The organism is Nesterenkonia maliinae (assembly GCF_051262655.1).
In the GTDB taxonomy this organism is placed as follows: Bacteria; Actinomycetota; Actinomycetes; order Actinomycetales; family Micrococcaceae; genus Nesterenkonia.
In genome coordinates, this window is record NZ_JBIMEY010000003.1 from 167262 (window position 1) to 180029 (window position 12768).

The 12768-nt window shown below is 70.0% G+C and carries 11 protein-coding genes; 2 read left to right on the forward strand and 9 right to left on the reverse strand.

What is annotated here, in order from left to right; translation table 11 throughout:
- Positions 1–63: 63 nt before the first annotated feature.
- Complete coding sequence (locus ACHAA4_RS07665) at positions 64–1353, forward strand: class I SAM-dependent methyltransferase (protein ID WP_435773604.1); 1290 nt, start codon at positions 64–66, stop codon at positions 1351–1353.
- 4 nt (positions 1354–1357) lie between these two features.
- Here the strand turns inward: ACHAA4_RS07665 and ACHAA4_RS07670 are convergent, their stop codons facing one another.
- The gene (locus ACHAA4_RS07670; protein WP_435773605.1) at positions 1358–3166 is read right to left on the reverse strand and encodes a glycoside hydrolase family 3 N-terminal domain-containing protein; all 1809 of its coding nucleotides are present in this window, start codon (positions 3164–3166) and stop codon (positions 1358–1360) included.
- 171 nt (positions 3167–3337) lie between these two features.
- Between ACHAA4_RS07670 and ACHAA4_RS07675 the strand changes: the two genes are divergently transcribed.
- The gene (locus ACHAA4_RS07675) at positions 3338–4501 is read left to right on the forward strand and encodes a glutamate--cysteine ligase (RefSeq protein ID WP_435773606.1); all 1164 of its coding nucleotides are present in this window, start codon (positions 3338–3340) and stop codon (positions 4499–4501) included.
- Between the two features lie 54 nt (positions 4502–4555).
- Here ACHAA4_RS07675 and tsaD read toward each other — a convergent pair whose 3' ends face one another.
- The 8 genes from tsaD to glmS all read right to left on the reverse strand — a co-directional run bounded on the left by tsaD (position 4556) and on the right by glmS (position 12762).
- Entirely contained in the window at positions 4556–5686 is a 1131-nt protein-coding gene (gene tsaD / locus ACHAA4_RS07680; RefSeq protein ID WP_435773607.1) for a tRNA (adenosine(37)-N6)-threonylcarbamoyltransferase complex transferase subunit TsaD, read from the reverse strand.
- The gene (gene rimI / locus ACHAA4_RS07685) at positions 5683–6261 is read right to left on the reverse strand and encodes a ribosomal protein S18-alanine N-acetyltransferase (protein WP_435773608.1); all 579 of its coding nucleotides are present in this window, start codon (positions 6259–6261) and stop codon (positions 5683–5685) included. The genes tsaD and rimI overlap by 4 nt, the downstream gene beginning before the upstream one ends.
- Entirely contained in the window at positions 6258–7025 is a 768-nt protein-coding gene (gene tsaB / locus ACHAA4_RS07690) for a tRNA (adenosine(37)-N6)-threonylcarbamoyltransferase complex dimerization subunit type 1 TsaB (RefSeq protein ID WP_435773609.1), read from the reverse strand. Before tsaB ends, rimI begins: the two co-directional genes overlap by 4 nt.
- A 17-nt stretch (positions 7026–7042) precedes the next feature.
- On the reverse strand, positions 7043–7645 hold the full coding sequence (tsaE, locus tag ACHAA4_RS07695; protein WP_435773610.1) for a tRNA (adenosine(37)-N6)-threonylcarbamoyltransferase complex ATPase subunit type 1 TsaE: 603 nt from the start codon (positions 7643–7645) through the stop codon (positions 7043–7045).
- On the reverse strand, positions 7642–8904 hold the full coding sequence (gene alr, locus ACHAA4_RS07700) for an alanine racemase (protein ID WP_435773611.1): 1263 nt from the start codon (positions 8902–8904) through the stop codon (positions 7642–7644). Before alr ends, tsaE begins: the two co-directional genes overlap by 4 nt.
- A gap of 45 nt (positions 8905–8949) precedes the next feature.
- On the reverse strand, positions 8950–10434 hold the full coding sequence (locus ACHAA4_RS07705; protein ID WP_435773612.1) for an NAD(P)H-hydrate dehydratase: 1485 nt from the start codon (positions 10432–10434) through the stop codon (positions 8950–8952).
- A gap of 2 nt (positions 10435–10436) precedes the next feature.
- Positions 10437–10787 (reverse strand): holo-ACP synthase, encoded by a 351-nt coding sequence (locus ACHAA4_RS07710; RefSeq protein ID WP_241465366.1) that lies wholly within the window; start codon positions 10785–10787, stop codon positions 10437–10439.
- Between the two features lie 103 nt (positions 10788–10890).
- Positions 10891–12762, reverse strand: coding sequence for a glutamine--fructose-6-phosphate transaminase (isomerizing) (glmS, locus tag ACHAA4_RS07715; RefSeq protein ID WP_435773613.1), 1872 nt, complete (start codon positions 12760–12762; stop codon positions 10891–10893).
- Between the last annotated feature and the right edge of the window lie 6 nt (positions 12763–12768).

Consider the following 12768-nt stretch of genomic DNA (forward strand, 5'->3'; position numbering starts at 1 on the left):
ACATCACATGCCCACGGGGCGACGCGGCCCGGATGGACGAGGGCTGCCGGTACCGTAGAAGCGATGTCATCTCCCGCCGCTGATGCGCTCTCCCCAGTTCTCACCCCGGAGGGGTGGGAGCTGTTGAACTCGCTGCCGCCCTATGACGAAGAGGCGGCGTTCGGGTTGAATCTGCGGCTTCGTGAGGCCGGCCACCCAGCGGATCGGGTGGCGGCCGCACTCACGCAGTCCCGGCTGCGCACGGCGGCGCGGAAGAAGTTCGGCGAGTTTGCCGAACGGATGCTCTTCACCCATGACGGTCTTCAGCAGTCGACACGTCTTCCGGTCGCGGCGCGCCATGCCCAGCGCTTTCGCACCGCCGGTCTGGACCGGGTGGTCGATCTCGGCTGCGGTCTGGGCGGTGATGCGCTGGCCGCGGCATCACTGGGGCTGGCGGTGACGGCGGTGGAGGCGGATGAGGGCATCGCCGCGGCCGCCACCATGAACCTGCATCCCTTCCCGGAGGCTGCGGTCCAGCACGGCACGGCCGAGGACTTCGCCGAGACCTTCGACCTGTTCGGCTCCGGGGCTCCCCCTGGCTGGGGCCTGTGGATGGATCCGGCGCGCCGCGATCCGCACGCGGCCCAGGACGCCGCCTCGACCGGACCGTCACGACTCTGGGACCCCGAATCCTTCTCGCCGCCGCTGAGCTTCGTGACCGCGCTGGCGCGCACCGGCATCCCGATGGGGGTCAAGCTCGGGCCGGGGCTGCCGCATGAGCTGATCCCCTCCGACTGTGAGGCCGAATGGGTCTCTGTGGACGGAGATCTGGTGGAGGTGGTGCTCTGGTTCAACGCTCTGGCCCGTCCCGGGGTGCGACGCGCGGCGACCCTGCTGCCCAGCAATGGCGCCGCGCCCGTCGAGCTCGTGAGCTCGGCTGATTTCGGTGCAGGCATGGAGCTCGAACCTCAGGGGCAGGCCGGGCTCGCCGGGGTGCTGCATGAACCGGGCCCTGCGGTGATCCGCTCAGGGCTCGTCGCGGAGCTCGCGGACTCGCTGGACGCTCATCTGCTCGATGAGCGCATCGCCTACTTCTGCACCGAGAAGCCCGTGACCGACCTTGACTACCGCCTCTCGCGGCAGTTCCGGGTGCTTGAGGTCAAACCCTTCAACGTCAAGACGCTCAAGACCTGGGTGGCCGATGCAGGGCTGACGAGCCTGGAGATCAAGAAGCGCGGCGTCGACGTCGTCCCGGAGCAGCTCCGTCAGCAGATCCTGCCGAAGAAGCGGACCAAGGGACCGAAGCGCCACGGAACGCTGGTGATCACCCGACTCGGCGAGGACCGGGTCTTCGCCGTCGTGGAACCGCTCTGAACGCTCAGCAGGCGGAGTGGCCGCGCGGCAGCTCCCCCACCTCCACAGGAAGCCCTCCTGGCGCCTGATTTCCGGCGAGCACCGCGGCGAGCGCCTCGAAGGATTCCTGTGTGCGGCCATAGAGCGCGATCTGGGTGGGGGCGTCGGCTGCAGCCAGGACCTCGGGACGGTCCAGGGCCACTGCGACGTCTCCGCCGGCGGCGGAAGACTCGCCGATGAGGTTCACCACCGTCCCGCCCCCCACGGTGAGTCCTTCCTCCGCAGCGGCCGTGGTCAGCCGGGAGCGGTCCTGCTCGGTACCTCCGAGGATGGTGATGCCCGCCGCTGCCAGATCGGCCTCGCATTCTCCAGCGACAAGGGTCACTGCGGAGTCGCTGAGCTCCGCCGCAGTCTCTTCTGCCGTCTCCTCGGCCGCCTCGTCATCCGCGCCTTCGTCCTCCACTGCCTCGTCGCTGCGCAGCTCCTCGGGCAGCTGGGCACCGGGGCCGGCGGCGAGCTCTCCGGCGGCCAGTTCGGCCTGCCAGAGCTGCAGCGCGGCGACCCGTTCAGACGCCTCCTCGAGGCGGGAGCGGTCAAGCTCGCCCGACTCCACGGCCGCAACGATCCCGGCGTGGGCGCCGCGGACGTCGGAGGGCATCAGCAGCAGGTCCGCACCTGCGGCCAGGGCCGTCACCGCGGCCTGGTCGCCGCCGTAGCCCTGGACGATGGCGCCCATGTTCAGCGCGTCGGTGACGACCACGCCGTCGTGGCCGAGCTCGCGCAGCTCGGTGTAGGCGGCGGTGGAGAGCGAAGACGGGACCCCTGCTTCCAGTGCGGGCACCTCGATGTGGCCCATCATGATCATCGGGACACCGGCCTCGGCGGCCTCGGCGAAGGGCGCCCAGTCGCGGGTGCGCAGCTCCTCGAGGCTGGCGTCCTGGACCGGCAGGGTCTGGTGGGAATCTTCAGTGACCGATCCGTGTCCGGGGAAGTGCTTGACCGATCCCGCGAGGCCGCCGTCGGCGAGGCCGCGGATGCCGTCCATGGTGAGGGTGGTGACGGCCTCGGCGTCGGAGCCGAAGGAGCGCGAGCCGATGGTCGGATCGGAGGCGCCCACCGTGACGTCGCCGTTGGGCGCGAAGCTGGTGGTGAATCCCAGCTCGGCGAGGTCAGCGGCGAGGAAGCGATGACCGGAGCGGGTGAGCGCGCCGTCGTCGTCGCCTTCAGACTCGTCCTGCCCGGACTCTTCCTGACCGGCTGCGGCCGCTCCGTAGGCCATCGGGGTGGGCCATTCGGTGAGCGGGGCGCCGACCCGGGTGACCAGGCCGCCCTCCTGGTCCACGCTGATCATCGGGGGCACCTCACGCTCGCCTCCGGCATCGCGCAAGGTGTTCAGCTGGGCGGCCAGCTCTTCGGTGTCGACCCCTCCCTCGGAGGCTGGGACGTTGGCGCCCATGATGATGGATCCGCCCAGGTGCAGCTCCTCGATCAGGTCAACCATCGGCGAGGCATCGGTGTTCGCATACTCCCCCACCAGCACCGACCCGGCCAGCTGGTCGAGCGAGTACTCGGCGACGATCTCCGCGGCGCGCTCCTGATGCTCCTCTCCGGGACCTGCGAGCGCGGCCTCCTCGGCCTGCTCGGCGTCGGCGCGACGCTGCTCCTCGGCGGCCTCAGCGGCTTCGGCGGACTCTTCCGCGCTCGGCTCGCTGGGCGCGGAGCTGTCCTGCGAGGCCTCCGGATCGGCGTCCCCGGCGCAGGAGCTGAGCAGCAGGCAGGAGAGCAGCGCCGCAGCGATGAGTGGGCGGCGGCGCGAAGAACCGGCAGAAGACATGTCAGTCAGGATATCCTCGCCGCCTGAACAGCCGAACCGGAGCACCAGACGCGAGACCGATGAATCCCCGCCCGAGAAAGGAACTTCGGCCCAGACATCGGGCATCGCCCGGTCTGGGCAGTATTCTGTCTGATGATGCGGCCGCCGGCCCTGACACACTGAGGAGCCACGTTGGAACTACCCTTCGCTGAATCACGACGTTCCACCCTGGGCCTGGAGTGGGAGCTGGCCCTGGTGGATCGGCAGAGCGGAGATCTCCGGTCTGTGGCGGACCGGATTCTCAGTGCCTGCCATCAGGACATGCCGGATCTGCGCCCGGAGGACGAACACCCCTATGTGAAGCAGGAGCTGCTGACCAACACGGTGGAGCTGGTCACCGACGTCTGCCCGGACGTGAACACCGGTGTGGACCAGCTGCGCGAGACCGCCCGCAACGTGATGCGTCACTGCGAGCCGCTCGACGTCGAGCTCTACTGCCAGGGTTCCCATCCCTTCGCCGCCCCTACCGAGCAGGAGGTGACGGACAAGGAGCGCTATGCGGAGCTGATCCGGCGCACCCAGTGGTGGGGCCGCCAGATGGTGATCTACGGAGTGCATGTGCACGTGGGCCTCGATGACGTGGCCCAGGCGATGCCGGCGGTCAACGCCCTGTGCAACTACAACGCCCACTTCCAGGCTCTGACCGCCTCCTCGCCCTACTGGTCCGGTGAGGACACCGGTTACGCCTCGCAGCGCGCGCTGGTCTTCCAGCAGCTGCCCACCGCCGGCGCGTCCTTCCAGTTCGAGGAATGGTCCGGCTATGAGAAGGCAGTCAGCGACCTGGAGCACACCGGGGTGATCAACGATGTCACCGAGGTCCGCTGGGACGTCCGCGCCGTGCCACGGCTGGGCACCGTGGAGCTGCGCGTCTGCGACGGACTGGCCACACTCGAGGAGATCGCCGGGGTTGCGGCCCTCACCCAGTGCATCGTGCATTCCACGGTCAAGGACCACGAGAACGGCGGCAAGGTGGTCTCGATGCCGCCCTGGTTCGTGCAGGAGAACAAGTGGCGCGCGGCGCGCTACGGTCTGGACGCCGAGATCATCCTCAACGCCGAGGGTGACGAGATGCTCGTGACCGACCACCTCCAGCAGGAGCTGAACCGGCTCGAACCCGTGGCGAAGGAGCTGGGCTGCGCCGATGAGCTCGCCCTGGTCGAGCAGATGATGCGCGACGGCGCCGGCTACCAGCGTCAGCGCCAGGTCGCGGAGACCCATCAGGGAGATCTGCGGCAGGTGGTGCTCGATGCGGCCGCACGGACCCGGATGTCGATCAACGGTCCGCGCCGGGTCTGAGCACCCGGGCTGACTCAAACACTGACTGGGCGGCTCCGACACTGACTGGGCGGTTCAGACGCTGATCAGCTGCACCGGCTGGGAGGAGTCTGCCGGGATCTGCAGCGAGGAGGGTGCGACTCCTGCGGCGACGAGCTGTGCGCCCAGCGCCGCGACCATCGCCCCGTTGTCGGTGCACAGGCTCACCGGCGGGATCCGCAGCTCGATGCCGGCCGCGGCGCAGCGCTGGGCCAACAGCTCGCGCAGCCGCTTGTTCGCCGCGACTCCCCCGCCCAGCATCAGCGTGGTGATGCCGTGCTCGCCGGCGGCGCGCACCGCCTTGGCCGTGATGACGTCCACCACGGCTTCCTGGAAGCTGGCGGCGATGTCCGCGACCGGGACCGGCCGGCCGGCGGTCTCGAACTGCTCCACCGCGCGTGCCACCGCGGTCTTCAATCCGGAGAAGGACCAGTTGTGCCGATGCTTCCCCGGGGCCTCGGCAGAGCCTTCAAACTTCGGCATGGTCAGCCCGCGCGGGAAGCGGAAAGCGCGCGGGTCCCCGGTGGCCGCCGCGGCGTCGATCGCAGGTCCGCCCGGGTAGCCCAGGCCCAGCAGTCGGGCGGTCTTGTCGAAGGCCTCACCGGCGGCGTCGTCGATCGTGGAGCCCAGCAGCTGCACGTCGCTGGTGAGCGAGCCGACCCGCAGGATCTCGGTGTGCCCGCCGGAGACCAGCAGCGCACCGGTGTTCTCCGGCAGCGCGAGCATGCCCGCAGGCCCGGCGCCGTCCTCACCGGCACCGTCCTCCGCCGCGGGGTCCAGCAGGCCGACGCCGACGTGGGCGACCAGGTGGTTGACCCCGTAGAGCGGCTTGTCCGCGGCCAGGGCGAGTCCCTTGGCGGCGGAGAGCCCGACCATCAGCGCGCCAGCGAGTCCGGGACCGGCGGTGACGGCGATCGCGTCGACGTCGCGCAGCTCGATCCCGGCGGTGTCCAGCGCCTGGCGCAGCGTCGGCACGAAGGCCTCGAGGTGGGCGCGGGCGGCGATCTCCGGGATGACGCCGCCGAAGCGCACGTGTTCCTCCATCGAGGACGAGACGGTGTTCGCCAGCAACTGGGTGCCGCGGACGATCCCGATGCCGGTCTCGTCGCAGGAGGTCTCGATGCCGAGCACCAGCGGGACGCGGCGGGCCGAGGGTGCGTCGGTCATGGGGTAGGGCTCCTGAGGTCTGACGCTGAGCTCGGCGCGTCGAGGTCGGTCAGCGGCTTCTGCATGATCAGCGCATCCTGCCCGTCCGGGTAGTACTGCGCCCGGGTATGGATATGGGTGAAGCCCTCACGCCGGTACAGGGCCTGCGCCCCAGGGTTGTCGGCGCGGACCTCGAGCAGGATCTGCTCGGCGGACTGTTCCCGGGCGGCGTCGATGAGCAGGCGCAGCAGCCGGGTGCCGAGTCCGTGGCCCTGCGCCTCGGGGGCGACGGCCAGGGTCTGCACATCGGCCAGCGGCAGCACGCACATCATCCCGGCATAGCCGGCGAGCTGACCGGAGGCGTCCCGGGCGACCCAGTAACGTCGGGTCGGCACCTCGTCGGGGTGGGCGGCGGTGTGTGCCAGTTCGTCGTAGAAGAAGCTCTCGGGCCAGGCGTCGTGCGGGAAGAGCCGGTTCTCCAGGGCGAGCACCTCGGGCACGTCAAGGGCCGTCATCGGGGTCACCGGGAAGGGCTCGGAGCCTGGGGTCGCGGGTGTCCCATGGTTGTCCGGGCGCGGGGCATCGTGTGCGCTCATGAGGCCTGCTTCGCGCGCATCTGGGCAGGCACCTTGGCGTCGGAGTCGCGCAGGTACAGCGGGAGCGGATCGCGCAGCACCGAGCCGGTGGTGGTGGCAGGCTGTCTGGAGCCGGTGCTGATGTCCGGCTGCGCCGACGGCTCCGTCACGGGCTCGCCCAGGACTCCGCTGCGCCGGAGTTCGCGCTGCGCGAGCTGGCCGAGCTCCACCGCATCGGGCAGCCAGTGCGATTCCGCCTCCGAGCGGGCGGTGAGGACCTGCGGATACAGGCTCGCGCCGACGCCGACCACCGGCAGATCCGGCAGCTCAGTCGCCGCGCTGACCTGGGGCCCGTCGAGCAGTTCAGCGAATCCCTGCGCATCGGCGCGGTACCGGGCCCAGTACACCTCGCGGCGGCGCGCGTCGCTGGCCGCGAGGAACTCTCCGTCCGCCGGAGTGGGAGCCTCCGCCGGATGGTTCACGGCACGCTGGGCGAGCGAGTCCAGGCTGCAGACGCCATGGATCGGGACGCCCCACACCTCAGCGAGCGAGTGCGCCAGCGCGAGACCGACCCGCAGTCCGGTGAAGGGGCCAGGGCCGACTCCGACGACGACGCTGCGGAGCCTGGCCCCGGTCACATCGGCGTCGCGCATGGTCTGGGCGACCGCTGCGGCGAGCACCTCGGCGTGAGTCGTCGTCTCGGCGGTGCTCCATCGGGCGCGCACCTGGCCGTCGTCGAGCACGGCCACAGAGGCCCCGGCGGAGGAATCGATCGCGAGAATCACCCCTCCATCGTAGTTCGTCACAGCTGCGGCGGCTGCGCCCAGGCAGGCCCGTAGCCGCGCAGGACGGCGCGCCGTCGGGCTCCGAGGACCTCGGCCTCGGTCTCGGAGAAGTCGGTGATGATCTCGGGCTCCCCCGCGTTCACCCCCTGCGACTCCTGCGGCCTCGACTCAGGTTCCGGATCTCTGATCAGCTCCAGATCAAGCCATGATCCCTCGACTCCCACCAGCGCAGCTTCGACCATCCCTCGGCCCCACTCCACCACGGTCACCGAATCGGGAAGGGTGGAGGTCAGATCCAGAGATTCCAGGCCCTCCGGGTCGGTGCGGTAGGCGTCCACATGGACCAGGTCCGGACCCTGAGCCTGGGATCGGTGGATCCGGCTGAGGATGAAGGTCGGCGAGCTCACCATCCCGCTGACGCCCAGCGCCCGACCTAGGGACTGGGTGAAGGTGGTCTTGCCCGCACCCAGACCTCCGGTGAGCACCAGCAGCGCGCCGGGTTCCAGCAGCTCAGCGATGGCTTGCGCGAAATCGGCGGTGGCGTCGAGATCATCCAGGACAAGCTCGACGCTCCACCGCTCACCTTCAAACGGTGCGGCCGGGCCCTGACTTCCGCTCACGCCGGATCCCTCGGCGGCCTGGATGAGGCGGCTGACGTGGGAGAAACCGCGGTGCCCACCGCGCCGGAGGCGAGCCCCGCATCCGGGTCAGAGTCCACCACGACGCGCGGGACCCGTTCCCCGATCCGGGTGATGATCTCGTAGTTGATGGTGCCCGCGGCGGTTCCCCAGTCGGCTGCCTCGATCCCGGAGTCGCCTCCGAAGATCACCACCTCGTCCCCGACCTGGACATCGGTGTCGAGTTCACCGAGGTCCACCACGAACTGGTCCATGGCAACCCGGCCCACCGACCGGTAGCCCCGGCCGTTGATCCAGACCGGACCGTGGACCGCCACGCGCGGAATCCCGTCGGCGTAGCCCAGGGGGATCAGTGCCAGGCTGGTGGGGCGGTCCACCCGGTGTGTCAGTCCGTAGCTGATGCCCTGTCCCGTCGGCACCTGCTTCACGTTGGCCACCGTGGTGCGCAGCTCCATGGCCGGGCGCAGTCCCAGGTCCTCCGCGGTGCGGTCGGCGAAGGGGCTGTGTCCGTAGACCCCGACCCCGACGCGCACCATGTCGAAGTGGGCGTCCGGGCGGGAGAAAGCGGCCGGGGTGTTCGCCACATGGCGCAGGTCTGGCACGATCCGCTGCTCCTCGGCGAGCTCCAGCGCGCGACGGTACACCTGCAGCTGGTCATCGGTCTCTCGGCGGTCGGGCTCGTCAGCCACGGCGAGATGGGTGAAGATGCCCTCCACGCTGAGCAGGCCACGCTCCTGGTACTGGGCGGCGATGCGGAGCAGCTCGGGCCAGTCCTCGATGGTGCAGCCGTTGCGGCCCAGCCCGGTGTCGATCTTCAGGTGCACTCGAGCCGGCTTCTGCAGCGATTCTGCCTCGCGGGCCACGTGGTGGATCTCCCAGCCGGAGATGCCCAGGTCGATGTGTTCGGTGATCGCCGCAGAGAAGTCGGTGGCACGGGTATGCAGCCAGGCCAGGATCGGCGCCTGGATTCCTGCGTCGCGCAGCACCAGCGCCTCGCTGACATGAGCGGTGCCCAGCCAGTCCGCTCCACCGTCGAGCGCGGCCCGGGACGCGGTGACCGCGCCGTGCCCGTAGCCCTCGGCCTTCACGGCCACCAGCACCTTCGCCGGGTGCACGTAGGAGGCGATGGTGCGCACGTTGTGCCTGATCGCGGCGGGGTCGATCACGGCCGCGCGCTCGGCGGCCTCGAGATGGGGGGTGGCGGGATGGGTGGTGGCGCTGGGGTCGCCGATGATGCTCATAGAACCACCCTATCGAGAGCCAGGGACACACTTGCGATGCGCCCGCTACTCGCGCAGCGCGCCGATGAGGGCGCTGGCTCCGAAGTGGCCGCGTCCATGGGGGTCAAGCCGCTGGGCGGCGGCGGCGTGCAGCCGGGCCCCCTCGGCGGCGATCCGGGAGAAGTCAAGGTTCTGTGTGCTGCCCGCCGTGGCCAGCAGCGCCCCGATGATCCCGGTCAGCACGTCACCGGTGCCGGCGGTGGCCAGCCCGGGGGTTGCTGAGCGCACGATCAGCGGCGCGGTCCCGTCCGGCCCGGCCACCACGGTGCTCGGCCCCTTGAGCAGGACCGTGGCGCCGAGCGTCTGGGCCAGCGCGCGGGCGGCCTCGAGGGTGTCCGGCTCCCCGGCGAAGAGGCCCTGCAGGGCCTCATCCTGAAGCGCGTCTGCGATCCGTCGTGCTTCGCCCAGGTGTGGAGTCAGGATCAGCGCCGCACCAAGGTCGCCGGCGCTGAGCAGGTCCCCGCGGAGCAGCTCCAGTCCGGTGGCGTCGAGCACGCAGGGCATCTGGGCCTCCACGGTGGCACGCAGGATGGTCTCGGCCTCGACCTGACGGGAGCGCTCCCGTCCGAGACCGGGTCCGATGGCGGCGGCGGTGGCGCCCTCCAGGGCTTTTTCCGCGCGGCCCTGGCTCGTCACCGCCTCCGGCCAGGACTGCAGCACCGAGGAGGAGACGCTGGGCTCGGCCTGCAGCCGCACCATTCCCACGCCGGAGGTGATCGCGGCGCCCACGGTCAGTTCGGCGGCTCCGGGGAACTGGGCGGAGCCGGCCACCACCTGCAGGATCCCGCGGGTGTACTTATGGTCCCCCGGGCGGGGCCTCGGGGCGCTGAGCTCGGGTCCGGTCAGCTCCCACGCCGCCGGGGCGGGCAGCTGGTCCGCCAGGCCGATGTCCACTCTGTGGATCTCACCGCTGAGCAGGCCTCCCTGGCCCAGCAGCAGTCCCAGCTTGGCGGCTCCGAAGGTGACGGTGTGCTGGGCGGCCAGGGCGTCGCCGGGACATCGTCCCGTGTCGGCGTGGACCCCGGAGGGGATGTCGCAGGCCACGACGGTGCTGGTACGGGCGGACTCGATCAGACCGGGCACCTCGGGGAGCGTGAACGCTCCCCGGGCTCCGGTGCCGAGGATCGCGTCGATGAGCACGGTCGTGCCGGCAGGAACTTCGGCGATCACGCGACCGCCGGCTCGGAGGAACTCCTCCAGCGCCTGCGGGTGGGCACGGTCGGCGACCAGCACCGCGCGCGCATCGACCCCGCGGGAGCGCAGCTCGGCCAGGGCGTAGAGCCCGTCGCCGCCGTTGTTGCCGGAACCGATGAGACCCACGACCCGGGCGCCGTAGCTGCCGCCGGCTCTCCGAAGCAGGTCCAGCACCCGGCTGGCCAGTCCGTAGGCGGCGCGGCGCATCAGCGCGGGACCTTCCCCGGCGTCGACCAGGGGTTTTTCAGCGTTCCGGATCTGGGTGCCGGAGTAGACCGGAAGCGAGGCAGCAGTCATGGTCAGCCCTCTGCGACCACCATGGCGGTGGCCACGTCACCGTCGTGGGAGAGCGAGAGGTGCCAGCGCTTGACCCCCTTGGACTCCGCGACCTGCGCCACGGTCCCCGACACCTCGACGTGCGGGGCGCCCGCAGAGTCCATGACCACCTGGCAGTCCTGCCAGTTCATGCCCGCCGGGGCGCCCAGCGCCTTGGCCACCGCCTCCTTCGCCGCGAAGCGTGCGGCGAGCGAGCGGGTGTTGAGCTCACGTTCGGCCGGGACGAAGAGTCGCTGCCGCAGCGCCGGAGTGCGGCGCAGCTGGTGCTCGAACCGCGTCACCAGGACGACGTCGACGCCGATTCCGACGATCATGTGCTGCTCCTTCTTGCGAGGGTCACGCTGAGAAACGGGTCACACCATACCGAGAGTCACACTGTCTGGAGAGTCGCAGGGAACGACCGCTCCACAGAGATGGTCACTCCACCGTTACAGACTTGGCCAGGTTGCGCGGCTGGTCGACGTCGTAGCCCTTCTCGGCAGCCAGTGCACAGGCGAAGATCTGCAGCGGGACGGTGGTCAGCAGCGGCATCAGCAGCGGCTGGGTCTCCGGGACGTAGAACACCGTCTCGGAGTAGTCCACGACGTCGGCGTCGCCGACCTCTGCCACGGTGATGGTCTTGGCGCCGCGTGCGCGGACCTCCTGGATGTTCGAGACCACCTTGGCGTGGAGCGAGTCACGGCCGTGCGGTGAGGGCACGACTACGAAGACCGGCTGGCCCTCGTCGATCAGCGCGATCGGTCCGTGCTTGAGCTCGCCGGCGGCGAAGCCCTCGGCGTGGATGTAGGCGATCTCCTTGAGCTTGAGCGCGCCCTCCATCGCCACCGGGTAGCCGACGTGGCGACCGAGGAAGAGTACCGAGGGGGCCTGGGCCATCTCACGGGCGAGCTGGCGGATGTCGTCCGCGCCGTCCAGGACTTCCTGGATCTTGGCGGGGATCTTGTGCAGGTCCGCGAGGATGTCCTCGATCTCACCCTGGAAGAGCTTTCCGCGCAGCTGCGCCATGTAGAGGCCCAGCAGGTAGGAGGCGGTGATCTGGGCGAGGAACGCCTTGGTGGAGGCCACCGCGATCTCCGGGCCCGCGTGGGTGTAGAGCACCGCGTCGGATTCGCGCGGGATCGTGGACCCGTTGGTGTTGCAGATCGCGAGGGTGCGGGCGCCCTGCTCCTTGGCGTAGCGGACCGCCATCAGGGTGTCCATGGTCTCCCCGGACTGGGAGAGGGAGACGATCAGGGTGGAGTCATCGATGATCGGATCGCGGTAGCGGAACTCATGGGAGAGCTCCACCTCCACGGGCACGCGCACCCAGTGCTCGATGGCGTACTTCGCGACCATGCCGGCGTAGGCGGAGGTGCCGCAGGCCAGCACGATGATCTTGGAGATGCCCTTGAGCTCGTCGGGGTCGATGCGCAGCTCGTCGAGCACCAGTCGGCCGGAGGCGTCGGTGCGGCCCAGCAGGGTGTCCTCCACCGCCTTGGGCTGGTCGTGGATCTCCTTCTCCATGAAGGTGCCGAAGCCGCCCTTCTCGGCGGCGGCGGCGTCCCAGTTCACCGAGAAGCGCTTGCCCTCGGCGGGAGTGCCGTCGAAGTTGATGATGGCCACGTCGTCGGTGGTGATGGTCACGACCTGGTCCTGTTCCAGCTCCACGGCCTCGCGGGTGAAGTCGATGAATCCGGAGACGTCGGAGCCGAGGAAGTTCTCGCCCTCGCCGAGGCCCACCACCAGGGGGGAGTTGCGCCGGGAGGCGACCACACGGTCGGGCTGGTCGGCGTGGACGGCGAGCAGGGTGAAGGCACCCTCGAGCTCGCTCGCGGCCAGACGCATCGCCTCGGTCAGGTCGCCTGCGGCGGACCCCACGAAGTACTGGCCGATCAGCTTCGCGGCCACCTCGGTGTCGGTCTGTGAGCTGAACTCCTCGCCGGTCGCGACGAGCTTGGCCTTGAGCTGGGCGAAGTTCTCGATGATGCCGTTGTGGATGACGGCGAGCTTGCCGTCGTCGGCCAGGTGCGGATGCGCGTTCTGGTCGTTGGGCGCCCCGTGGGTGGCCCAGCGGGTGTGTCCGATGCCCACCGAGGCCTCAGCCATCGGGGCCGCTTCGATCTCCGCCAGGAGGTTCGCGAGCTTGCCGGACTTCTTCCGCGTCGAGACGGTCCCGGCCGCCACGGTCGCCACTCCGGCGGAGTCATAGCCCCGGTACTCCAGACGACGAAGTCCTTCTAAGAGCACGTCGAGGGCTGAGTGCTGACTGGTCTTCTCGGGCAGGCCTATATAGCCGACGATTCCACACATGAGGGA

Excerpts from the sequence above, each read along its gene's own strand:
- alr (WP_435773611.1), bottom strand. The coding sequence starts at position 8,904 with ATGAGCATCATCGGCGACCCCAGCGCCACCACCCATCCCGCCACCCCC.
- rimI (WP_435773608.1), bottom strand. The coding sequence starts at position 6,261 with ATGAGCGCACACGATGCCCCGCGCCCGGACAACCATGGGACACCCGCG.
- ACHAA4_RS07710 (WP_241465366.1), bottom strand. The coding sequence starts at position 10,787 with ATGATCGTCGGAATCGGCGTCGACGTCGTCCTGGTGACGCGGTTCGAG.
- tsaD (WP_435773607.1), bottom strand. The coding sequence starts at position 5,686 with ATGACCGACGCACCCTCGGCCCGCCGCGTCCCGCTGGTGCTCGGCATC.
- ACHAA4_RS07670 (WP_435773605.1), bottom strand. The coding sequence starts at position 3,166 with ATGTCTTCTGCCGGTTCTTCGCGCCGCCGCCCACTCATCGCTGCGGCG.
- ACHAA4_RS07665 (WP_435773604.1), top strand. The coding sequence starts at position 64 with ATGTCATCTCCCGCCGCTGATGCGCTCTCCCCAGTTCTCACCCCGGAG.
- glmS (WP_435773613.1), bottom strand. The coding sequence starts at position 12,762 with ATGTGTGGAATCGTCGGCTATATAGGCCTGCCCGAGAAGACCAGTCAG.
- ACHAA4_RS07705 (WP_435773612.1), bottom strand. The coding sequence starts at position 10,434 with ATGACTGCTGCCTCGCTTCCGGTCTACTCCGGCACCCAGATCCGGAAC.